This window comes from Streptosporangium sp. NPDC002544 (assembly GCF_040295965.1).
Taxonomy (GTDB): Bacteria; Actinomycetota; Actinomycetes; order Streptosporangiales; family Streptosporangiaceae; genus Streptosporangium.
In genome coordinates this window covers 15,314-37,596 of record NZ_JBEOWJ010000061.1, presented here as the reverse complement: position 1 = coordinate 37,596, position 22,283 = coordinate 15,314, and the positions used below count along the sequence as shown (strand labels likewise).

The following is a 22,283-nucleotide window of genomic DNA, read 5'->3' as shown; positions in this document are numbered from 1 at the left end:
CCGGCGGCGTGGTGTGCGGGGCCTGCCGTCCCGCGGGCGCGGCGGTGCCCGAGGGGGAGACCCTGGCCCTGATGGTCGCGCTCCTCAAGCGCGGAAAATCCGTTGGATTTTCCGCGATTACTACCGGGACCCCTGGATGGGCTGCTGGTGACCGACTCTGAGATCCGCACGACCCGGCTGCGGTGGCTGTCCACCGGCCCGGTCGAGGCGTCCCCAGCCGCGGTGAAGGCCGAGGTCGCCAAGCTGGAATTCCTGCGCTCGATGGACGCGGACAGCCTGGATCTGTCGGTGCTGCCCGCTGAGCGGTGACGGTTCCTGGCCACGGTCGGGCGCCGGTTGACCGCGCAGGCGCTGGAGCGGCGCGATCCGCGGCGCCGCTATCCGATCCTGCTCACGCTGCTGGCGCAGTCGGCGACCGACGTGCTCGACGAGGTCGTGCAGCTGTTCGATCAAGCGGTCTCGGCGCGGGAGAGCAAGGCTGAACGCAAGATGCGGGACGCGCCGGCCGAGCGAGGCAAGGCCGGGGAGGACCGGCAGGCACTGCTGGACGACCTGCTGGACATCATCTTCGATCTGGGACTCGACGACGAGCAGATCGGTGGCCTGATCCGGGGCGAGCGGATCGGCTGGTCGCGCCTGCGGTCGGCACGGGAGCAGGGAAAGCCCCGGCTGCCGCGTGATCACGGGCACCTCGCGGCTGCAGCCCGGGCGGCAGCAGTTACCGGTCACGTCCCGACGACCGGGGTCGGCGAACCCCGGAACGGCCGATCAAAGCGACGGGCTTTTCACGGCGGAAATCCCGGCGCAAGTCCGATTTCGAGGTCGCCCCCAACATCGCCCCGGCCACCATCCCCCCTGGCCGACGCGAAGGTCGCCATGACTTGAGTCAGGAACGCCGGGGCCCGCGCGGTGCTCGCGGCGGGGAACCCCGCTGCGGCGCGCTGGGCACCGAACGTCATCTTCTCGCCCTCGATCTCGAACCGCTCGACGGCCGCAGGGGAGCGGTTTCCCCCGCCGGGTTGCCACGGATGGCGACCCGTAAGCACGGCCCGTCGGCTGTTCAGCCGGCAGCGGTGCCGGACCTCTGCTGGAACCAGGCCAGCACCTTGGGCAGCGAGAGCCTGAGCGAGGTGAAGTGGTTCACGTCGCCCACCTCCGTGAGGGTCGCGTCGACGTGCCGCGCCCGCAGGTCCTTCAGGCAGCTCGCGGAGTTGGCGAGAACCACGTCGCGGTCACCGGCGGCGGCGAAGAGCCGCACCGGCGCCCCGGCGCGCAGGTCGCGGCACGTCGTGTCGTTCTCCCTGATCGCCTTCAGCAACTGGCCCGTGGGCTTGCCGAGCTTGCCGAGATAGGCCGGGGTGAGGAGTTCGTCCGGCGTGGACGGCAGGGCGGCCGCGATGGTCTCCAGGTCGCGGCTCCCGTCGAGCAGGCCCGTCACCTTCGCGTCGTACGGCGGGCGGAACGCCTCGGACGTTTTCTGGTAGATGTCGTAGACCCGGTCCATCGAGGTCAGCCAGTAGGCGAGATAGAACGCCGCCGAACGTCCATCAAGCCTGCCGTCGACCGCGGCGGGGAATTCGGCGTGCTCGACGTCGAACGGGCCGCTGATGGGCGCGATCGCGGACACGTCCAGGTCGGTGTCCTTCTGCAGGGCAGCGCCCAGGGCCATGGCGGCGTGGCCCCCCTGGGAGAAACCGGTCACCATGATCCGCTTGTCGAGCGTGACCTGCTGCTGCCGGGCGAGCCTTCGGGCGGCCTTGAGGAGGTCGACGGAGGCTCCGGCCTCGGTGGCGGTGTGCATGTACGGGTGCGCACCAGGCCCTTCGCCCAGGCCGAGATAGTCGGCTGCGGCCGCGGCGAAGCCGTGCGTGGCGAAGTAGACCGGCAGGTAACGGCCCTCCCCCGTGGACGTCACCGAGGGTGCCTCTCGTCTGTCTGCCATTGTGCCGTGGCTGTAGCTGACGACGGGAAGCTCGTGGGCGGAGGTCTGGGGCAGGACGAGCGAACCTGTCGCCGTGGTGGGCCTGCCTTTCACGTCAACGGTGCGGTAGGTGACACTGTAGACGTCGACGCCCTTGGCGTTCTCGATCGAGGGAAAGCCCGCCTTGCCGAGGAATGCGTTGACCTCGCCGCCTGTCATGCGGACCACTCGCTCGGCCTTCATCAGGGCACCTCTGACGGGAACTGCGGCAGCGGCGGCCGCCGTCACAGGCGCGGTGGCCACGAGAGCGGCACAGGTGAGAGCCGCGATGCGCGGGAAGTTCTTGATCACGGCAGCACGCTATTCTCCCGCACGTACCCGCCCCAAGCAGGACATCCCCCGAACGATGGTAGGGACGGCCCTACCGGGCCGCACCGCCGGCGCCTTCGTTCCCGCCCTGGCCGGTCCACCCCCGCTACCGAAAGGAGGTCCCCGAATGGTTACGCGTCGGACCCCACCGTGCTCGGCATGCTGGGGTCTACTTGCCTGACGTGCCTTAACGACCTTCATGCGACTGACCAGCAGGTTCGCTTGACAACCCCAGATAACGATCGTTCCGACCGCGTACTCCGCGGTGGACATGCCACGGTCACGGCGCGCGCCGGTGGTCAGCAGCGCTCACCGGGCACGCAGCCACCGCAACCGATCACGCCGCACACGAAGCGCGCTCGTTCGAGCCATCTGCTCCTCCTGGAGATCCCCGCCGGACCCACCGCCCGGCATCGGTCACGCCAGGGTTCTCCATGCGCCTGCGGTCCCGTCGGCCCGAACGCCATTCTGTGGATAACGCCGTAGGCCAACCCCTCGATTGGGGATACCGCGCTCAGGCGCCGGGCAGTGCGCGCGGGTCGGCATGACCCCGTACGAACGCGAAGATGATCCGTCCCCCTTCGCCGGTGATGGCCCGCCGCCCTTCCGCGAGGAACGTCGGACTCTGCACAGCCAGGGAAAACGTGGCACAACGCCAAAGCGCGAACCACCCTCTAACCGAAGGAGGCCACTTCAGGCCCTAGATGGTGAGATTTCAGGATGTCTGTCCACAGGCCCCATCAATCTTCTGTGGATAACCCGGAGATTTGACGAAAAACCTGTGGATAACCCGCAGTCGACGTGACCGCTCGACCTGGCGGCATTCACAAACGGGCGAAGAATCGCAGGCCATGTCATCCAGGCGAACGCTCGGGACGTCTCTTACACATCCCCAGCCCCAGGAGCCACGATGGCAACCCGTACGGCCCACAGGATCCTTGGTCCGCTTCCCAGGCGAGTGCCGTCGCGCTACGTGATGCACGACAGCGAACTGGCCTACCCTCCGAAGTGTGGTCATGACTGTGGTGTTCGACATAGGCGAGACGCTGGTCCGCGATGATCGCTACTGGGGATCTCTTGCGGATTGGCTGAACGTCCCCCGCCACACCCTGTCCGCCTTGGTCGGTGCGGTGACAGCGCTGGGCATGGACAACGCGGAAGCGGTCCGCCTTCTCCGACCGGGCATCGACCTGCATGCGGTGCGCCGGGCTCGCGAAGAGGCAGGCCGGGGCGAATACCTCGACGAGAGCGACCTGTACCCCGACGTACGGCCCGGGTTGCAGGTCCTGCGTGACATGGGGCTGCGCGTCTGCGTCGCCGGAAACCAGACAGCCAGGGCCGGTGATCTTCTGCGAGGGCTGTCGATCCCCGCCGACGTGATCGCCACATCAGAGGAATGGGGCGTCGCGAAACCCGATCCTGGATTCTTCGACCAGGTCGTTCGGCTTGCCAAGGCTCCTGCCCACGAAACGGTCTACGTAGGCGACCACCCCGCGAACGACATCATCCCCGCGAAAGCTCTCGGTCTGCGCACGTGCATGATCCGGCGTGGCCCCTGGGGACACCTGTGGGGCGCCGACGCGGCTGTGCTGAGCGCAGTGGATTGGCAGATCGACAGCATCACGGAACTGCCATCTGCCCTGTCTGGATGAACGGAGCCGAGATGCCCCGCAAAGCCTCTGGCGAAGGCCCCGGAGGTCGCATAGCCGCGATCCGCAGCGCACGCCGCATGACCCAAGAAGACCTCGCCCTGGCAGCCCATATCTCCCTCAGTCTGCTCCGGAAGATCGAGCAAGGTACACGCGTCGCCAGCGACCCCGTCCTGGACGCCATCGCCGCGGCGTTGGGCATTGACCCCTCCCGGCTCCTGGGGAACTCTGGTCGCCTCGACGGCCGCGTGCATGACGCGATTCCCGCACTTCGCGAGGTCATCACCACCTACGACATCCCTGACGAGGGCCCGATGCGCCCCATGCCCGCGCTTCGAGCATCCGTCACCGGCGCGGTCCAAAAACGCCTGGGCGCTCAGTATGTGCGGCTGTCGCAGACCCTGCCCGAACTGCTCGGCGAACTCATCCGCGGGGTGCACGCGCCGGGTGATCCCGCAGGCATCTCGGCGTTGCTGGTGGCCACCTACCGTGCGGCCGATGCGATTGCCTACAAATACGGGTATCTGGATTTGTCGGCCCGGCTGATCGAGTTGATGCGCCAGACCTCGGCCGTCGCCGGGGATCCTCTGCTCAGTGCGTCCACGGCGTATGTGCGGACCGAGGTCTTCTTCGCCACACACACCTACCAGGCGGGCTTACGCGCACTCGAATCCGCGATGGACCAGCTGCCGCGAAAAGCCGGGCCTCTGTGTCTCGGCGTCTTGGGATCACTGCACATGCGGGCGGCCGTCATCGCCGCGCGAGCAGCCCACGCCGATGCCGCCATGGCCCATCTGAGGCAGGCGCGACAACTCGGCGACCAGGTCCCCGAGGGCATCTACTACGGGACCGCGTTCGGCCCCTGCTCGGTGCGCGTCCACGAGGCGTCGGTCGCCATCGGCCTGGGAGACCTTCAGCTCGCCCTCAGTCTGGCCGACAGCTGGTCGCCGCCGCTGGAGATGCCCGCCGAGCGCCGCAGCGGCTTCTTCATTGATCTGGCCAGAGCGCAGTTGTGGGCCGGTCAGAAAGACGCGGCCTTCGAGTCGCTGCTGACCGCACGCCGGATCGCACCGCAGCACACGCGTGAACATCCTTGGGTCCGCGAGGATGCCGAGACCCTGCTGCGCCTGTACCGGGCCAGTAGCGAAAGCCTGGTGGGTTTCGCCGAATGGGTTGGCGCGGTCTGACTTCGGGTGACACAGGCTGTGTCACTTCCCCAAGGGCTGGCGAAGCACCATGGTGACCGTTCGAGTCGAAGCGTAGGCGGACGGTGACGATACGTCTTGCCCGCGCAAAGGGCGAGACCCGCAGGCGCTGACACGCCGTACGGGCCCCTTGATCAGGAAGGGACTCCTGACCCGTGAGCAAGATTAGGACCATTCGCATCCGCTGGAAAGCAGATGCCCCGCCGCTGCCACTGGGCTGCCGCTGGTGTGGACACGCCCCCTATGCCCATGACGCATCCACTCTGCCGCACCGCCGCGACCACCACTGGGAGCAGCCCACGCCCCGGCAGGTGTGCGCCCGCATGGCCACCCGGCGGCGCCTCGGCCTGTGCCGCCCGCTCCCGGCATCGGCACGCCCGCTGAAGGTCCACCCGCCCATCGTTCCCGCCCAGCCGCGCCCCGGCCATCACGCCCGGACGATGACGGCCCCCGCCACCCACGGCCGGGGCCGCGCGCCGGACACCTCCCCGCAGCGCCGTTACGAGCCGCACCGACGGGAGGTTCTCGCATGAGCGCGACCCCAGAGGGCGACGCCCCCACGAGCAGGCACGGCGGCAGTCCCGCCTCCCAGGCGATCGCCGCCGCGCCGTCGACCGCCGTGCAGTACGCCCAGGACCTGGCCGCCATACTGGCCGAGGTTCACCACATCCGCGCGGACGTCCACGAACTCGCCTCCGGCAACGCCATCGTCTCCGTCCACCACGGGCTGCTCGCCTACACCGATGGCGAGCGGTTCTGGTGGACCGGTCCCGAACTCAACCACGCCGGCAGCCCGCTGCTCAGCTCCGAACTGACACTGCTCGCGGCTGCCGGACAACTCGCCGAGCACCACGCCATCCTGCGCACCAAAGACGCGGCCGATGTGCTGCGCGGCGGACTGCCGCTGCTGGCCGACGTGATTCTGGCCGAGCATGTCGACCCGCGCTGACGCCGACGCGGCCCGAGCCGCCCAGCAGGTACAGAAGTACGCGCCCACCTGGCTGGTCATCTGGAGCCTGCGCCACCGGCGTTTCGAGGCCTGGCAGTGCACCGACCCGGCGCGCTGCCACATCGTCCACGCGACCAGCGCCGCTGAGCTGTGGGACCTCATGGAACAGGCAGAATTCGACCTCTGGCGGACCTCACCGCACGACGCCACGCCACCCACACCCGGTGCGGCCGATCATCCGGGTTTGCCGCTCCCGGTGATTCCCAAGCCCGTTCCCCACCCTCGCGCTCTGCCACCGGGCCACCCCGAACGAGCTCCGGAGCCATGCCCCTCGTCGCAGGACAGGAGCCGACCGTGATCCCGCCCTACGACACCCCTGCGGGCGACCGGCTGAGCGCGGCCACCTGGCACCCCGGTGCCATCGCCGCTCTCAAACACCTGCGTACCGAGCTCCACACCCACCGCATCTACCCGACCATCTCCTACGACGAAGGCCAGCCCCGCCTCATCGTCAGCGCCGGGCTGACCGTGTGGACCGACCAGGCGGGCACAGTCTTCTGCTGGGGCACCTCCTTCATGGAGGAACCCGCCGACCAAGCACCGGCTGAGGACCTTCCCCAGGCCGCACGCCGAATCGCCGGACGACTCGGGAAGCACTACGCCGAACCCGCCTCACCCTGAGCAGCGCGGCGGCACGGCGATCCACCTCCCATGCCGCCGCACCCCAACTCCCCGCAGGCAGTGGCGCACCACCAGGGGCCGCTCGCGGGGTAGACGGCCAGACGAGGCTTTGACCATGGGTTCGTCCAACCACGGCGGTGCCCCGTCAGGGGTGGCGGGGAGCATCGCCCAAGGCGGGACAGGAAAGACAGACACCGTCTGGTCTGAATCTGTACGGCTGGTCATCCTGAACGCAGACACACGGTAACCAGCGAACCCCACCCCTTTTCGGTCACTTTGAGCACTTGTTTCGTTACAAGCTCTACCAGAGGGAGAACCGTGAAACGTCTCATCGTCGACACCCACGCCAGCTCCTGCTACTTCCGGACATCGGTCGGAGGAGACGAGCGCAAAGCACTGATACAGATCACCGAACGCTGCAACCTGCACTGCGCCCACTGCTTCGTCTCCTCCGGCGACTGGGGCGAGCACATGCGCCTGGAAGACCTCGTCGAGACCGTATTCCCGCGGCTGCGCCGCGCCCGGGTCCAGCGCCTGACCCTGACCGGCGGCGAACCGTTCGTCCACCCGAACATCATGGACATCTGCCGCGCCGTCGCCGACATGGGGCTGCCGCTGGGAATCTGCACCAACGCCACGCAGACCACACCCGAGCAGATCACCGCCCTAGCCGACCTCGGCAACGTCCACATCAACGTCAGCTTCGACGGGTTCCGACCCCAGAGCCACGGCAAGTTCCGCGGCAATGTGGCCTCCTTCGAGACCACCTTGGCCACCGCCCGCGCCTTCGCCGAGGCGGGCCTGCTGCAAGGACTGCTGTCCACGCCCAACGCGCTCACCCACGTGGAGGAGTTCGCCGCACTGTGCTCCTTCGCCGTCGAGGTCGGCGCCGAGTACGTGCTGATGAACCCGCTGTCGTCGTTCGGCCGCGGAGTGAAGAGCCGAGGCCGCCTAGCCGCCGACACCGGCAAGATGCGCGCCATCCATGACGTCACCGAACAGTTCCATGAGCGGGGCATCGATATCGTCCACATCCGCTTTCCCAACGACGACGGCAAGCCACTCGCCGGCTGTGACGCCGGCAAGCTCATCTACGTCTTCGCCGACGGGCTCACCGCGGTCTGCCCCTACCTGGTGTTCGCCGCCCGCACCCCGCAGTCGCCCTACTCCGACCGTGAGTTCCTGGTCGGCAATATCCTGCACGAGGAGGTCGCACAGGCCCTCGACGCCTACGACCTGACCGGCACGCTCGGCATGGGCGCCAACCCCACCTGCGGCTCCTGCTCGATGAACACCGCCTGCGGTAAGGGGTGTCCGGCCGCGCTCATCTCCCGGGGGCAGCGGATCGGTGAGGTGGACACCGAACAGTGCCCCATCGCCGACGGTTCCCTGTTGCAGATCACCACCCGCCCGTCATGACCGGCGGCCTGTTCGTCGCGGTGGAAGGCCCCAACGGCGTCGGCAAGACCACCGCCGTCACGCACCTGGCTGACCGGCTTCGCGCGAGTGGCCGGAACGTCCACGTGACCACCGAACCGTCCGATACACCTCTGGGGCGTCTGATCCGCACCAGCGAAGGCGCACTGACCGGCCGGGCCTTGGCCCTGGCGGTGGCCGCCGACCGATACGCCCACCTCGACGCCGAGATCTTCCCAGCACTCGCCGACGGGAAGATCGTGATCAGCGACCGCTACGTGCAGTCCTCCCTGGTGCTTCAGCGCCTCGACGGCCTGCCCTTGAGAGAGATCTGGCGTTACAACGCTCATGTGTCACCCGCGTCCCTATCCTTCTACCTGCACCACACCCCCGAAGTGCTATGGCAGCGGTTGGAGCAGCGCGTTAGGCGGTCACGTCTGGAGCGTGTCGGCTCGCCCCGGCGAGAGCTCGACCTGTACGAGGACGCGTTCAGCTTTCTTGCCGCTCGCGGCTGGCGTCAGGCCCGGATCGACTGCCGTGATCTGACCCCGGACGGCGTGGTGGCGCAGCTCCTCCAACACCTGGAGCAGCTCGAAACGTGATATGAGATGAGGTGAGCCAGATGGTCACAGCGCTGACCGTCAACATTGGGGCCGCGTCCAGGGAGCGCGCCGCGCTGCTGCTGCGCTGGCTCACCTCCCGCCCCGAGGATATGTTTCTGCTGACCGAGACCAGCGCGGGCACCGGCACCGCCTACCTGCTGGAGCAGTTCCTACGCGCGGGTTATGCCGTCGTCAATACGCCTGACGTCAACGGCGAGCGAGGGGCAGCGCTGGTCAGCCGGATCCCGCTGATCCAGGATCGGCGGGATCCGTTCGACCAAGTGAGCATTCCCGGCCGGGTCGCTACCGCGGTCCTCGACACGAATCCGCGGACGTGGTTTCTCAGCGTCTACGTGCCCAGCCGGGACCGCAGCGTGGATAAGACCGCCCGCAAGGAACTGTTCATCGCCTCCTTGCTCAAAGCCCTGCACGAGCTGCCCGCCGAGCAGCGCGACCACCTGGTGATCGGTGGCGACTACAACGTGATCGCCCCCGACCACTCCCCCCTCCATCCGGGGTTCCTGCCGTTCGAATTCGGCCTGCTGAACACGTTGCGCGCTCAGGGGTTCGTCAACGCCTACGAGCACTGCTCACCCAAGACGCAGGCGTACAGCTGGATCGGCCGGACCGGAGCAGGCTACTGCTACGACTACTTCCACGTGGGCGCGGCCCTGGCCGACCGCATCGGCGGCTGCGCCTACCTGCACGAGACCCGCGAACTGGGCCTGACCGACCACGCCGCGGTCCGGCTGGACCTGGCCCTCGACGCCATCCGCCTGCCGTATGGGAACCTCGCAGAGCCGGACGAGATCGCGCTGTTCTAGGCCAGCGCCAACGCGGCGCGGACCAGCGAGTCGTAGGTGTCAGTCGTGCGTTCCAGCTCAACACCCAGCGAGCGGGCGAAGGTGTCGAGTTCCTGCTGTACGACGGTTCCGGATTCCTCACCGTTCACCGTACGTTCTATCTCGACGAAGATTCCTGCGTGCTCGACCTCGTCGACGCAGATCGTCATGTCGCCGAACGTCGCGGTCCGCCGGGTCTTCACGATGCGGACCGTGGGATGAAAGCCCATCGCGAGGATGGCGTGGTGCATCTGCTCCCGATCAGTGACTTCGGTCTCATGTTCCAGGCACGCCATCGCGTTGTCCAACGGGCGCTTGATCGTAAACAGGTGCCGCCCCTGTTGTGTACGCAGCCGGGCGAACGTGGCCCCGAGCTTGCTCTGCTCATAGGTCCACCCGTTCTCGGCATACGCCTGGTCATCCTGCCGCGCCGGGGACGAGAGGAACGCCCCGCACCGGGCCAGCGCTTCTTCCAGAGCCGACAGATCGCGCACCCGGTACTTGACCTCGATCTCCCGCACCTCGTGTGCCACGTCGGCCTCCTGTGTCTGCTGTGACGCAGGGAGCCTATCGAGAGCACTCTCAGCACGACGTGAAGTCCGCGTACACGGCGGACCCGACTGCGAATGGCCGCACATACAGACGCCCCGGCAGGCCGCTACCCCGGCACGGACGGGCGTGCCGAGCAATTGATCGGCCAAGACCGTATCGGCCGTGACCTTAGTGGCGGTCGTCAGGGAAGGAGCACCTCGCCGGCGAGGCCGGCCACGACGGGGATGATGCCCAGGAAGACGAACGCGGGCAGGAAACAGAGTCCCAGGGGAGCGACTGCCTGGACGCCGACCCGTTGGGCGGCCGCCGACGATGCGGCGCGGACGGCACGGCGGAAGTCGTCGGAGAGCCTGGTGAGGACGTCGGCCACCGGTGCGCCACTCGACGCGGCCCGGCTCATGGCACGGGCCAGCGGGGCGAGCGAGCGCTCGGAGGCCAGGGCCTGCCAGGCGCTCTCCGGTGCGGCTCCCAGTCTCAGCTGGCCGCTCACCCAGGCCAGTCTCTCGCCCAGTGGTCCCGCGATCGCCTCCGCCGTGACGTCGACGGCTCCGGTGATCGGCTGGCCCGCGCGCAGGCAGGCGACCATGAGATCGGCCGCCAGCGGCAGATCCGCCGTCAACCGTCTGCGTTCCTCGCGCAGTTCGGGTGATTCTCGCCGCCGTAGCACCGTCAGCGCGATCCCGGAACCTGTCGCCCCGACGACCGCTCCCGGCAGACCTCCCACGGCCAGGAACGCCGCCAGCCCCACGGCGAGGGCCACCGTGATCTCACCCCGGCTCGGCCGCCGCCTCCCCTCCGGATCATGAACCATCCCGGCGAACGGGCCACGGGCCGTTCCCGCAGCCGGGTCCCGAGCCGTCCCCGTGGGCAGACCCCGGCCTGTCCTCGCAAACGAGTCCCGAGCCGCTCTCACAGACAGATCCCGAGCCGTTCTCGCGAACGGGTCTCGAACCGTCCCCGTGGCCGGGAGAACCGTGGGTGCTTCGGCCTCTGGCCGTACCTTCGGAAACCCGGCCAGGTGTGCTGAGCGCCGTGCGCGGCGGAGCCGGTCGGCGGGTTCACGCCGGGCGCTCCACAGCCGGGCGGCGATTCCGGCGAGCACCACGGCAAGCAGAGCGATCACTTTCTCTCCTTCTCACGAACCGGACCGCGGGGACGTCAGCCCCGCTGGGCCCGGGCGACCAGGCAACGGGTCCACCACAGGCCACCGGCGTCGAGTGCGAGGCCGGCGACCAGACAGCCGGCGCCCGCCGGACCGCCGAACAGGAAGTGCAGCGGGCGCATGCCGAGACCGGCCGCCATCAGCAGGCCGAGAATGGGCAGACCTGCCAGCAGGCGGGCCGTGGCGCGGGGGCCCGCGAGTTGGGCCGCGACGTCCTGGCGATGGCTCTGGGCCTCTCGCAGGGAGGCGGCGACGCGATCGACAAGGACGGCCAGGCCCGCCCCCGCTGTCACACTCACCTTCCAGCAGGCGGCCAGGGCCCGGAAGGCCTCGCCTCCCCGCTCCGGCGCCACGGCCAGTAAAGCGGCGGGTACGTCACCGCCGTCCCTCGCGGCCGCGACCAGCGGGCGCAGCGCCTCGGGATCGGGAAACCCCGCTGCCCGCACGGCCCGCGCCAGCGCGTCACCGGCCGCCCGTCCCGCCGCCAGTTCGGCGGCGAGGCCCTGACAGAGCTCGATCGACGCGACCCGCCAGGCCGCCGCGCGCCGGGAGGGCCGTGAGTGAGCGGCGAACCTCTCCCGCAAAGAGGGCGAGGCGACCGGGCCGCGACGGCGCAGGCGGCCCAAGCGGGCGGTGCCGGGATCCGCACCCGTCCACAGCCATGCCGCCAGGGTGACGAGAACCAGGGCGGCTGCCGTCATGACGTCGGCCGTGACATCGTTCTTGGGACCGTTCGTGACGTCGGTTCACCGGGACCCGGGCGGCCGGCGACGTCCAGGTGCGTCTTACAGCGAGACGGGGATGCGGAGACACCGGAACACGGGCTCGAAAGGCTTGGGGAACCCGAGGCGTCGGGAGAGGCCTCTTGTGGAAGCGCGGGAACCCGGATGTCCGGACCCGAGCCGCCGAGAGCCTCGGAGGCCGCGGTGTCCCGGTAGGAGGTGACCGGTGCAGGGCTCATGCTCTGGGAGGCCTCGGACGGCCCGTACGACCGCGGCGGGCGGGGTGACAGGTAGGGCCTGCGGCGGGGAGCCGGCGAGGCGGGGATGCCGGGCGCTCGGGCGGCGAGGGCGGGCAGGCCGGGGCCGGGACTCATCTGACCGTCCGGGGCGAAGGTGAGGGCCGGTTCGGCCTCCACCAGTCCCGAGGGGCGGCGGATCATCATGCAGATCTCGGCGACCCGTCGGCGCCCGTCGGCGCGGTCGCGGGCGAGGTGGATGACGACGTCCAGGGCCGCGGCGATCTGGCTGTGGACCGCCTCCCTGCTGAGACCCGCCGCGCATGCCAGCGCCTCCAGACGGGGTGGCACATCGGTCGCGGTGTTGGCGTGCAGGGTGCCGCAGCCTCCCTCATGACCGGTGTTCAGCGCACTCAGGAGGTCCACGACCTCGGAACCTCTCACCTCACCGACGACGAGACGGTCGGGGCGCATCCGCAGGGCCTGACGGACGAGATCACGCAGGCCGACGCCACCGGCGCCCTCAAGGTTGGCCGGGCGCGCCTCCAGGCGGACGACATGGGGATGTAGTGGTCTCAGCTCGGCGGAGTCCTCAACCAGCAGCAGCCTTTCACCGGGATCCGCCAGGGAGAGCAGGGCCGACAGCATGGTCGTCTTGCCGGTCCCGGTACCACCGGTGACCAGGAAGGCGAGCCTCGACTCGATCACTGCGGTGAGAACGGCGACGCTTTCCGCCCCGATCGCGCCCGCCTCGACCAGATCGTGAAGGGTGAAGGTGCGTCGGGGCGGGAGTCGTAAGGACAGGCAGGTGCCGTTGGGCGCCACGGGCGGCAGAACGGCGTGCAGCCGGACACCTCCCGCCAGGCGGGCGTCGACATAGGGGCAGGCGTCGTCGAGGCGCCTGCCCGCGGCGGAGGCGAGCCGCTGCGCGAGCCGCCGGAGCGCGTCTTCGCCGGGGAAGACGACCGAGGTCAGGCGCAGCCCGTGCCCGTCGTCGACCCACACCTCGCGCGGGCCGTTCACCAGCACGTCGGTGACCTGGGCCTCGGCCAGCAACGGCTCCAGTGGACCCGCTCCGATGAGATCGGCGCACAGGACCCGGGCCACCGCCAGAATCTCCGCGTCGCCGAGCATCGCCCGCTCGGCCCGCAGCGCTACCGCGACGTGCGCGGCACTGGGCTCGACTCCCGTCCTGGCCAGCCGTACCCGGACCGCCTCCACCAGCTCCGGCGAGACCGTCACCGCGCTCTCGGCCCGTTTCACCTGTCCGCCCCGAGCTGCTCGTGCAGGAAAGCGGCGCAGAACCGCCCGAGAGAGGTGCGACGGCCGAGTGGGGGAACGTCCCCCCGATCAAGTGCGGCGGCGAGGCGAGGCTGGTCGGGGAGGCTACCGCCGTGCGGGACGCCGAGCGAGCCCGTCACCACGTCGTCGTTCAGGACCCCGCTGCGCACAACGGCCCGCACCTCACCGGTGTGCTCGCGCAGGGAGGCCAGCACCTGCGCCGCGGCGAGCACGCCGCGCACGTCGGCGGTGACGACCAGGAGGGTGGTGCCGGCACGGCCGAGCGCCTCCACCGCGGCCTGGTCGAGGTGGCGCGGCAGGTCGACGACCACCAGCTCGAAGCCCCTGCGCCCCGCTTCGAGGACCGAGCGCATCGCCTCGGCCGGGATCGGCTCGACCTCGCCCCGGCTGAAGGAGAGCAGCGTCAGCCCCGCGAAGGTCGGCAGGGCCGCCTGGAGCGCTGTGCAACTGACCCTGCCCTCGCGGGCGACCAGGTCCGACCAGCGCGCTCCATCGGACTCCTCCTGGCCGAGGAGGAGATCCAGACCTCCGCCAAGCGGGTCGGCGTCGATCAGCAGGGTGCGGACGCGCCGGCGGGACGCGGCCAGCGCCAACGAGCCCGCCAGCACGCTGGCCCCGGCTCCGCCGCGCCCGCCCGCGACGCAGACCACGAACCCCGGCTTGGCGGGTGGCTCGACGACGTCTGCGAACTCGTCGACCAGCCGGCGCTCCGCGGCGGGCAGCTCCAGCACGGCCTGGGCACCGACCGCGACGCACCTGCGCCATGTGTCGGGGTCGTCGCAGGTGCGGGTGACCAGGAGAACACGGTGACGAGGTGGCGGTCCGGTCGAGGCCAGCGCGCCTGCCATGTCGTCACCGACGACGACCAGCGGAGCACGGTTCCAGTAGGGCCGGGCGTGCGCGGGCGCGTGGGCGACGTCAAGCTCGGCTCCGGCCGCGGCGGCGATGCGGAGCAGGTCGTCGAGCAGATCATGGTCTTCGGTGATGACCAGCGGGCGGTCCACTGATGCCTCCTGGGATGCGGGGACCCCACCCTCCACGACGGCTCCCCAGCCCCGAGGTACCGAACGCCATACTGTGGACAGCCGGCTCCAGGGTGGCCCTGCCTGTGGAAAACCAGCGGCCAGGAGGTCGCCCCCGAAAGGAGCCGTACGAGCGCGGAAGACCTCGGACAGGCGGGCAAAGACGAACACCTCAACGGGCCTGCTCACACGTTCACGCGCCGACGCGCCACACCGAGTACCGGGCAGGAGCCCCGCACCGCGGAGAGGGCCGAAAGGACGGTGCCACCGAGGCGGGAGTGGCCGCCGGGAAAAGAGGCGACCCCCGCCGGGGGGAGGACGGGGGTCGCCGACCGGTCCGGCTCTGGGGGGGTAGAGCCGGTCCCGTTTCAGAAGAAAGCTTCAACGGCCAACCAGAGCATGGCAAAGGATTGCGGTGGCAACCTGTACGCAGTTACTCCGGTTTGGGGAGATACAAACTCATGCTGCCCGATCAACTCAAGTTTCGTCGAGGAGTAATCCTCATTTTCCAGTAGTTTTTTTAATGTAACGATCCAGTCTCCGGATACCGCCCGCCCCGGGCACACTCCCGGCACGGGCGAACCGCGACTACGTTAAGTGATCACCACCGGAGCACGACCCCGCCCGCACGGACGGCGTCGGTCGGCCTCGCGCGACGCAAGACGGCACACGGGTGGGTTTGCTGATTAATGTTCCTCGATCCGCAAAGGTTTTGCCCCTAGGGGTTCCCATCAGCGCGAATCGGACGTACAAAGGTTGCACGGACCATGTGTCCGGGCACGACCGCTGGGTACCCACGCGCCGTCAGCCGCGGGAGGCGCGTTGAAGCGGGCTTGTCCCGTTTCAACGATTATCAGGTGCACGCTTGGTAACCCGGTAGGAACGTGCCGACGACGGCGCCCCCTATCAGGGGCGCCGTCGGCTCGTGTGGAGTAGGTGTCCGTAATCGATGACCGCGGGTGATCGAGTATGCGCGGGCGGCGTCCCAAGCCGCCCGGCCGTCCCCGCCGGGATCGGGATCAGCCCCGCTGCATGGCCTCGCAGATCGCCGTGGCCTCGCGCACGCCCAGGGTGACCGCCGTCGCGCAGTGTCGCACCCAGGCCGCGACCCCCTCGGGGGTACCGCTCAGGTACGACCGCAGTCCCTCCCCGTAGGCCGGGCCGAGTTCGAGATGACCCACCTCGACGGCCACCAGCGATTTCGGGTCCAGGCCGAACTCCACCAGCGTCAGCCGCTCCGCCGCCCGCGCGACCAGCCCGTCCGCCGACCCGAACGGGCGCAGCACCGCCAGCTCCGCGTGCACGACGGCGGCGAGCACCAGCGCCGGCGCCTTCGAGGAGGCCGTCACCAGCTGGACGAGACCGTCCACCCGCGCCACCGCCTCCTGCGGTTCGGGCGCGGCACCAAGACCGAGCGGATCGGGCACCTCGGCCGTGGCCCGGGGACGGCCGAGGTCCTTGGTGAGCCCGGAGGCGGCGAGCGTGTGCAGCCTGGCCAGCACCTGGCGGGGCGCCGTGCGCCAGGTCGAGCCGAGCCGCCCCAGCTCGGCCGAGACGCGCAGCGCGCCCTGTACCACCGGGTCGGTGGCCTCGGGGATGACATCGAGCGGGATGTCCACGCCCTCCAGTGCGGCTGACGCACGAGCACCGCGCAGGGCGGACCTGGCCGACACCTCCGGGCTCTTACGCCGCAGTACGCGGTGCCCGTAAAGCCGGTCGACGGCCTTACGCGCGTCGGTGACCGCCTCGGACACTCCGGGCATTCCTGCGATGACAGCCAATGGGTCGCTCACGCTGCCCGACCCTATCGGGGCCGCTCGGCGAGACCTCGACCAGGCCGCGGGGTCACCCCCGGCGGCTCAGGAGAACAGCTGCGGAACCGTTCGCCGAGCGCATGACACCGTCCGGCGCATCACCGTGTCAATACGCATTGAATAACGCCGTCTACATTCCTACGGTGTCGAAAACACAACATTTCCAGAGTGGTCGTTTCTGCAAATCAAGGCGTTTTGAAGGCCTATGAGGCCTTGTCACCGATTGGTACAGACCTGTCTAGACCTCTTGTGGCGAGCACCGGTGGCCTGGTGAAGTGGGACACGACTAGTCGATAGCAGTACGTGAGGAGTGCGTAGTGGCCCCGGAGACCCCTGGTTCCGAGTCTCGTGAGACCCAGGAGACGCTGTCGAACCTGCTGAACGAGACCCGGCGGTTCGCACCTCCCGCAGGCCTGGCCGCGGCCGCGAACGTGACCGCCGACGCCTATGCGGAGGCCGAGCAGGACCGCCTCGCCTTCTGGGAGAAGCAGGCCGACCGCCTGACCTGGTCAAAGCGCTGGGACAGTGCCCTTGAGTGGAACCCGCCTTTCGCCAAGTGGTTCGTCGGCGGCGAGCTCAACATCGCCTACAACTGCGTCGACCGCCATGTCGAGGCCGGTCACGGCGACAAGGTCGCCTACTACTGGGAGGGTGAGCCCGAGGGCGACAGCCGCACACTCACCTACGCCGACCTGCGGCGCGAGGTCTCCAAGGCCGCCAACGCGCTCTCCGAGCTGGGCGTCGGCAAGGGCGACCGGGTCGCGATCTACATGCCGATGATCCCCGAACTGCCGATCACGATGCTGGCCTGCGCCCGGATCGGAGCGATCCACTCGGTCGTGTTCGGCGGGTTCTCCTCCAGCGCGCTCAGCGGCCGGATCAAGGACGCGGACGCCAAGATCGTGGTCACCGCCGACGGCGGCTACCGTCGCGGCGCGCCCAGCGCGCTCAAGCCGACCGTGGACGAGGCGGTCGCGGAGTGCCCCGGCATCGAGCACGTCCTGGTCGTGCGGCGGACCGGCCAGGAGGTCGCCCAGACCGACAAGGACCTCTGGTGGCACGACGTGGTGGACCGGCAGTCCGACGTCCACGAGGCGCTGCCGAACGATGCCGAGGATCCGCTCTACATCCTCTACACCAGCGGCACGACCGGTAGGCCCAAGGGCATCCTGCACACCACCGGCGGCTACCTCACCCAGGCCGCGTACACCCACGACGCGGTCTTCGACCTCAAGCCCGACACCGACGTCTACTGGTGCACCGCCGACATCGGCTGGGTGACCGGCCACTCCTACATCGTGTACGGTCCGCTGGCCAACGGCGCGACCAGCGTCATCTACGAGGGCACTCCGGACACCCCGCACCGCGGCCGGTTCTGGGAGATCGTGCAGAAGTACGGGGTCACGCTGCTCTACACCGCCCCGACCGCCATCCGCACGTTCATGAAGTGGGGCGACGACATCCCCGCCAAGTACGACATGTCGTCTCTGCGGATCCTGGGCAGCGTCGGCGAGCCGATCAACCCCGAGGCGTACGTCTGGTACCGCGAGCACATCGGCGGCAACCGTACCCCGGTCGTCGACACCTGGTGGCAGACCGAGACCGGCGCCATCATGATCAGCCCGCTGCCCGGCGTCACCGAGGGCAAGCCCGGTGCGGCCATGCGCCCGCTGCCGGGCATCACCGCCGACGTGGTCGACGACCAGGGCCGAAGCGTCGGCAACGGCGGTGGCGGCTACCTCGCGATCCGCGACCCGTGGCCGTCGATGCTCCGCACGATCTGGGGCGACGACCAGCGCTACATCGACACCTACTGGTCCCGCTTCGAGGGCATGTACTTCGCGGGCGACGGTGCCAAGAGGGACCAGGACGGCGACATCTGGCTGCTCGGCCGGGTGGACGACGTCATGCTCGTCTCCGGGCACAACATCTCCACCACCGAGGTCGAGTCGGCGCTGGTCTCCCACCCGAAGGTCGCGGAGGCGGCCGTGGTCGGGGCGACCGACCCGGTGACCGGGCAGGCCATCGTGTCGTTCGTGATCCTGCGCGGCGACGCCGAGGAAGGCGCGGACATCGCCGCCGAACTCCGCGCCCACGTGTCCAAGACACTGGGCCCGATCGCGAAGCCCCGCCAGATCCTGGTGGTGCCCGAGCTGCCCAAGACCCGCTCCGGCAAGATCATGCGGCGTCTACTGCGCGACGTGGCGGAGAACCGCAGCATCGGCGACGTCACCACCCTGGCCGACAGCACGGTGATGAACCTCATCTCGGAGAAGCTGCCCAGCGCCAAGGGCGAGGACTGAGCGAACCGGAGGCCCCGGGTGGACCAGGACCCCTGGCCCACCCGGGGCCGACTCCCCCATCGCCGCCGCGATGTTCGCCGACCCGCCGCCGGGGTAGCCCCCCCGCCGTGACAACCTCCCCACCGGTGTCGTCGTCCGGCGCCGGAACCGAACGCCCTGATCAAGGACAGCGGGCGGAAAATCAGCCGGCGATCCTGCCCGGCCTCCACGTCCGGCCGGCCCGAAGGCACACCCGGTGGTGCGGATTCCCGCCCCCGGACGGCCGTGACCTCACCGACCCGGTACAGCCGGACTAAAGTCTGAAGTCTTGACGACGCAGATATTCGATGACACATGCGCGATAACCACAGTGGTGCTCGCGACACCGGCCCCGGTGACGATCCCGCCGCGGGTGTGCGTGCACGACCGCCTCAGGGCGCAGCATGATGTTTGACAGAGGCCCTCGATAGGAGACCGTCCATGACACATATTCCGCCCGCGGAGCCACAGGAGGAGTCGCTGGGCGCACTGGTCGCCGCGGCCAGTGACCACATATCCACACTGGTCCGCGCCGAGATCGAGTTGGCCAAGGCAGAGCTCAGGTTCGATGCCAAGCGGGTCGGCGTGGCGGCGGGTCTCTTCGGTGCCGCGGCGTTCATGGCCCACCTGTGCCTGATCCTCGCCTCGTTCGCGATCGCCTACGGCCTGGTCGCCGCGGGCCTGTGGACCTGGCTCGCCTTCCTGATCGTCACCGTGTTCTATCTGATCGTGGCCGGGCTGCTGGTCTTCGTCGGCATCCGGCGGCTCAAGGGCCTGACCGGAATGCGGCGGACCCTGCACTCACTCAAGACCATCAAGAGCGGAGCCGAGGTCGACGCCGTTCCCGCCGCTCCGGTCACGGCCGGTCAGGTGGGCGGCCATCGCGATCCGGTGAGACCGGGCCAGTGAGCAGACCCGACGAGTCCATGGTCAGGCTGGAGGGTCCGTGGACCCACCACTCGGTCCATGCCGGAGGCACCCGCTTCCACGTCGTGGAGGCCGGTACGGGCCCCCTCGTGCTGCTGCTCCACGGATTCCCGCAGTTCTGGTGGAGCTGGCGCAACCAACTTGTCTCGCTTCCGGCAGCGGGCTACCGCGCCGTCGCCGTCGATCTGCGTGGCTACGGCGCCAGTGACAAGCCGCCCCGTGGCTATGACCTGTACACCCTGGCCGCCGACGCGGCCGGGCTGGTCAGGGCGCTGGGCGAGAGCTCCGCGATCGTCGTCGGCCACGACTGGGGCGGGCTGCTCGCCTGGACCATGGCCGTGAAGGACCCGAAGGCGGTCCTGCGGCTGGTCACCGTCTCCGCGCCGCATCCCCGCCGGCTCCGCACCGCGCTGTTCACCGAGCCGTTCGGCCAGTTCAGGGCGGCTCGCTACGCGCTGGGATTCCAGCTGCCGCTGCTTCCCGAGCGACGCCTGACCGCCGACTCCGGCGCCATGGTGGGGCAGTTGCTGGAGAAGTGGTCGGCTCCCGGCTGGCCGCAGGAGGAGGTGGCGAAGACCTACCGCGACGCGTTCCGTATCCCCAACGTCTCGCACTGCGCGCTGGAGTACCACCGCTGGTTCGGTCGCTCCCAGCTCCGCCCGGACGGGTGGCGCTACGCCAGGGCCATGCGCGCCCAGATCAACGTACCGACCCTGCAGGTGCACGGCGCGTTCGACCGGCACATCCTGCCCCGCACCGCCCAGGGCTCGGGCCGCTACGTGGCCGCCCCCTACCGGTGGCGGCTGATCGAGGGCGCCGGGCACTTCCCGCACGAGGAGTGCCCGGAGGAGTTCGACGCCGAGCTCGTCGCCTGGCTGTCCGATCCGGAGCCCGACCGGTGAACGGGCGGGACCGGGACGCCGACGGGAGACCGCGCAACCGGCGTCCTCGCGACGCGTTCGGGAGGCCGCTTCCGTACGGCGCGGAGGGCGTGGAACGCATCCCGGACGACTACGCGCCAAGCGCGGAGGAGGCCGTCTCCGAGGCTCACCGGCTGCTCGGCGAGGGACGCCCGTTCCACGCCCACGAGGTGCTGGAAGGCCGCTGGAAGAACTCCCCCGCCCAGGAGCGCGAGCTGTGGCAGGGGCTGGCGCAGATCTGCGTGGGCCTCACCCACCTGCAGCGGGGCAACCGCGGCGGAGCCGCGACGCTGTTCGCCCGGGGCGCCGACCGGATCAGCCGGTACGGCACGCCGTACGAGGAGATGGCCGTGGCGGTCGGAAAGCTGGACGACCTGGACGCCGAAACGGCCATCGCCGTGATCAGAGACCTGATCCGGCACCTGGTTCCCTCCAAGGGAGCGGATCCGGAGGCCTGATCAGTTCCGGGTGCACTCCTGGGTGTTCACCCGGTTGGACAGCTTGGAGCCGTCCTCGGCGTCCGGCGCCACTTCGGCGGCGGTCAGCACGAAGCCGGTCTCCGCCCTGTCGGTGGCCGCCGCGAAGACGACGCCGTAGACCCTGCCGTCGGGGGTGAGCAGCGGCCCGCCGGAGTTGCCCTGCCGGACCAGGCCGCGGATCCAGTAGACATCCCGGTTGACGGTCTTGTGCTCGTAGATGTTGGGGCCCTGAGCCCTCTGCCGGTCCCTGATCCGAGCCGACTCCATGGTGTAACCCTGGCCGTGCGGGAAGCCCGCGACGATGGCGTCGTCGTCCTTCTTGGCCGTGCCGTCGAAGCGCAGGATCGGCAGGTCCAGATCGGGGACGCGCAGGATCGCGATGTCCCTGTCGGGGTTGTAGAGCACGACCTGGGCCGAGTGGACGTTGTTGAGATGGTCGATGACCTGAAGGTCCTGGTCGACCCCGGCGACCACGTGCGCGTTCGTCATGATCTTGTCCTGGGCGTAGACGAACCCGGTGCCCTCGATGTGCTTTCGGCAGCTGGAGGCCACGCCCTGGACCTTGACGATGCCCCGGCGGGCCCGGGTGAGCGCCGCGTTCTTCGTCACGCTCCGGTCGGGTGGCGCGACCTCGACGAACTGACCACCCGCTATGCCGTCGAACACCCTGGGAAAGCCGGAGGTGTCGATGAAGTCCTTGAAGGGCTTCTGCAGGTCCCTGGCCAGCTTCGGCATCGTCTGGTCGACCGTTTTGATCAACAGGGACTTGCTGACCTGCTCCCCGAGCAGCGTGAACTGCGAGGAGGTGATCAGCGAGCCGATCAGCCACGCGATGATCAGCACCGAGAAGGCGCTCGCGAAGGTGCCGCCGACCGCGTCGACGACCTTGGCGGGCTCCCAGGTGACATGGCTGCGGACCACCGCGCCGATCGTCGACGACGCGAACTGACCGATCGTGGCGGCGAGGAAGACGATGACGATCGCCAGCAGCGCCCGCTCGGTCTCACCGTCGACCACCGCTCCGGCGATGGGCGGGGCGATGAACATGCCCAGCAGGCCACCACCGACAAAACCGACAAAGCTCAGGGCCCCGATGATGAACCCCTGGCGGTATCCCGACACCGCGAAGGCCACCATCAGGGCGATCAGGATGAGGTCGAGGAGATCACCGCTCACTCCCTTACGGTATCCA

General features: G+C 69.3%; 23 protein-coding genes and 1 pseudogene. 15 read left to right on the top strand and 9 right to left on the bottom strand.

The genetic code is table 11. From position 1 onward, the window contains the following. The first annotated feature begins 147 nt into the window (after positions 1-147). Positions 148-309, top strand: coding sequence for a hypothetical protein (locus tag ABT061_RS46795; protein ID WP_350930175.1), 162 nt, complete (start codon positions 148-150; stop codon positions 307-309). A gap of 27 nt (positions 310-336) precedes the next feature. Then, positions 337-885: a hypothetical protein gene (locus ABT061_RS46790; RefSeq protein ID WP_350930174.1), complete on the top strand. Its 549-nt coding sequence runs from the start codon at positions 337-339 to the stop codon at positions 883-885. Positions 886-1,060: 175 nt separating this feature from the next. Here ABT061_RS46790 and ABT061_RS46785 read toward each other — a convergent pair whose 3' ends face one another. Next, complete coding sequence (locus ABT061_RS46785; RefSeq protein WP_350930173.1) at positions 1,061-2,272, bottom strand: alpha/beta hydrolase family protein; 1,212 nt, start codon at positions 2,270-2,272, stop codon at positions 1,061-1,063. Positions 2,273-2,281: 9 nt separating this feature from the next. Further along, complete coding sequence (locus ABT061_RS46780; RefSeq protein ID WP_350930178.1) at positions 2,282-2,593, bottom strand: DUF4244 domain-containing protein; 312 nt, start codon at positions 2,591-2,593, stop codon at positions 2,282-2,284. Between the two features lie 713 nt (positions 2,594-3,306). On the opposite strand from ABT061_RS46780, the gene ABT061_RS46775 reads away from it, so the two are divergent. The 9 genes from ABT061_RS46775 to ABT061_RS46735 all read left to right on the top strand — a co-directional run bounded on the left by ABT061_RS46775 (position 3,307) and on the right by ABT061_RS46735 (position 9,616). Next, the gene (locus tag ABT061_RS46775; RefSeq protein ID WP_350930177.1) at positions 3,307-3,942 is read left to right on the top strand and encodes an HAD family hydrolase; all 636 of its coding nucleotides are present in this window, start codon (positions 3,307-3,309) and stop codon (positions 3,940-3,942) included. Next, the gene (locus ABT061_RS46770; RefSeq protein ID WP_350930172.1) at positions 3,939-5,126 is read left to right on the top strand and encodes a helix-turn-helix domain-containing protein; all 1,188 of its coding nucleotides are present in this window, start codon (positions 3,939-3,941) and stop codon (positions 5,124-5,126) included. Before ABT061_RS46775 ends, ABT061_RS46770 begins: the two co-directional genes overlap by 4 nt. A 173-nt stretch (positions 5,127-5,299) precedes the next feature. Then, positions 5,300-5,677: a hypothetical protein gene (locus ABT061_RS46765; protein ID WP_350930171.1), complete on the top strand. Its 378-nt coding sequence runs from the start codon at positions 5,300-5,302 to the stop codon at positions 5,675-5,677. Beyond that, positions 5,674-6,093, top strand: a complete 420-nt coding sequence (locus ABT061_RS46760) for a hypothetical protein (protein ID WP_350930170.1) — start codon at positions 5,674-5,676, stop codon at positions 6,091-6,093. Before ABT061_RS46765 ends, ABT061_RS46760 begins: the two co-directional genes overlap by 4 nt. Continuing rightward, positions 6,077-6,451 carry a hypothetical protein gene (locus ABT061_RS46755; RefSeq protein ID WP_350930169.1) on the top strand — a complete coding sequence of 125 codons (375 nt, stop codon included), beginning with the start codon at positions 6,077-6,079 and terminating at the stop codon, positions 6,449-6,451. The genes ABT061_RS46760 and ABT061_RS46755 overlap by 17 nt, the downstream gene beginning before the upstream one ends. Then, entirely contained in the window at positions 6,448-6,774 is a 327-nt protein-coding gene (locus ABT061_RS46750; protein WP_350930167.1) for a hypothetical protein, read from the top strand. Before ABT061_RS46755 ends, ABT061_RS46750 begins: the two co-directional genes overlap by 4 nt. Before the next feature lie 318 nt (positions 6,775-7,092). Next, positions 7,093-8,193 (top strand): radical SAM protein, encoded by a 1,101-nt coding sequence (locus ABT061_RS46745; protein WP_350930166.1) that lies wholly within the window; start codon positions 7,093-7,095, stop codon positions 8,191-8,193. Further along, the gene (tmk, locus tag ABT061_RS46740; RefSeq protein WP_350930165.1) at positions 8,190-8,792 is read left to right on the top strand and encodes a dTMP kinase; all 603 of its coding nucleotides are present in this window, start codon (positions 8,190-8,192) and stop codon (positions 8,790-8,792) included. The genes ABT061_RS46745 and tmk overlap by 4 nt, the downstream gene beginning before the upstream one ends. Positions 8,793-8,812: 20 nt before the next feature. Continuing rightward, entirely contained in the window at positions 8,813-9,616 is an 804-nt protein-coding gene (locus tag ABT061_RS46735; protein WP_350930164.1) for an endonuclease/exonuclease/phosphatase family protein, read from the top strand. Here ABT061_RS46735 and cyaB read toward each other — a convergent pair. The 6 genes and pseudogenes from cyaB to ABT061_RS46705 all read right to left on the bottom strand — a co-directional run bounded on the left by cyaB (position 9,613) and on the right by ABT061_RS46705 (position 16,423). Continuing rightward, positions 9,613-10,167, bottom strand: coding sequence for a class IV adenylate cyclase (gene cyaB / locus ABT061_RS46730; RefSeq protein WP_350930163.1), 555 nt, complete (start codon positions 10,165-10,167; stop codon positions 9,613-9,615). The genes ABT061_RS46735 and cyaB overlap by 4 nt on opposite strands. Before the next feature lie 200 nt (positions 10,168-10,367). Further along, positions 10,368-10,946 (bottom strand): type II secretion system F family protein, encoded by a 579-nt coding sequence (locus tag ABT061_RS46725; protein ID WP_350930162.1) that lies wholly within the window; start codon positions 10,944-10,946, stop codon positions 10,368-10,370. A 398-nt stretch (positions 10,947-11,344) separates the two neighbouring features. After that, positions 11,345-12,049 carry a type II secretion system F family protein gene (locus ABT061_RS46720; RefSeq protein ID WP_350930161.1) on the bottom strand — a complete coding sequence of 235 codons (705 nt, stop codon included), beginning with the start codon at positions 12,047-12,049 and terminating at the stop codon, positions 11,345-11,347. Positions 12,050-12,405: 356 nt separating this feature from the next. Beyond that, positions 12,406-13,569: pseudogene (locus ABT061_RS46715) on the bottom strand (TadA family conjugal transfer-associated ATPase); the annotation flags it as partial. After that, positions 13,566-14,612: a septum site-determining protein Ssd gene (gene ssd, locus ABT061_RS46710; protein ID WP_350930160.1), complete on the bottom strand. Its 1,047-nt coding sequence runs from the start codon at positions 14,610-14,612 to the stop codon at positions 13,566-13,568. The gene ssd and the pseudogene ABT061_RS46715, both read right to left, overlap by 4 nt. A 1,037-nt stretch (positions 14,613-15,649) precedes the next feature. Further along, positions 15,650-16,423, bottom strand: coding sequence for a Fic family protein (locus ABT061_RS46705; RefSeq protein ID WP_350930159.1), 774 nt, complete (start codon positions 16,421-16,423; stop codon positions 15,650-15,652). A gap of 338 nt (positions 16,424-16,761) precedes the next feature. On the opposite strand from ABT061_RS46705, the gene acs reads away from it, so the two are divergent. The 4 genes from acs (at position 16,762) to ABT061_RS46685 (ending at position 21,070) form a co-directional block, all read left to right on the top strand. Beyond that, on the top strand, positions 16,762-18,747 hold the full coding sequence (acs, locus tag ABT061_RS46700) for an acetate--CoA ligase (protein ID WP_350930158.1): 1,986 nt from the start codon (positions 16,762-16,764) through the stop codon (positions 18,745-18,747). 459 nt (positions 18,748-19,206) lie between these two features. Beyond that, positions 19,207-19,674 carry a phage holin family protein gene (locus tag ABT061_RS46695; protein WP_350930157.1) on the top strand — a complete coding sequence of 156 codons (468 nt, stop codon included), beginning with the start codon at positions 19,207-19,209 and terminating at the stop codon, positions 19,672-19,674. Further along, positions 19,671-20,594, top strand: a complete 924-nt coding sequence (locus ABT061_RS46690) for an alpha/beta fold hydrolase (protein WP_350930156.1) — start codon at positions 19,671-19,673, stop codon at positions 20,592-20,594. Before ABT061_RS46695 ends, ABT061_RS46690 begins: the two co-directional genes overlap by 4 nt. A gap of 89 nt (positions 20,595-20,683) precedes the next feature. Beyond that, positions 20,684-21,070: a DUF309 domain-containing protein gene (locus ABT061_RS46685; RefSeq protein ID WP_502991636.1), complete on the top strand. Its 387-nt coding sequence runs from the start codon at positions 20,684-20,686 to the stop codon at positions 21,068-21,070. On the opposite strand, the gene ABT061_RS46680 is transcribed toward ABT061_RS46685, so the two are convergent. Further along, positions 21,071-22,267, bottom strand: coding sequence for a MarP family serine protease (locus tag ABT061_RS46680; RefSeq protein WP_350930154.1), 1,197 nt, complete (start codon positions 22,265-22,267; stop codon positions 21,071-21,073). Positions 22,268-22,283 lie beyond the last annotated feature (16 nt).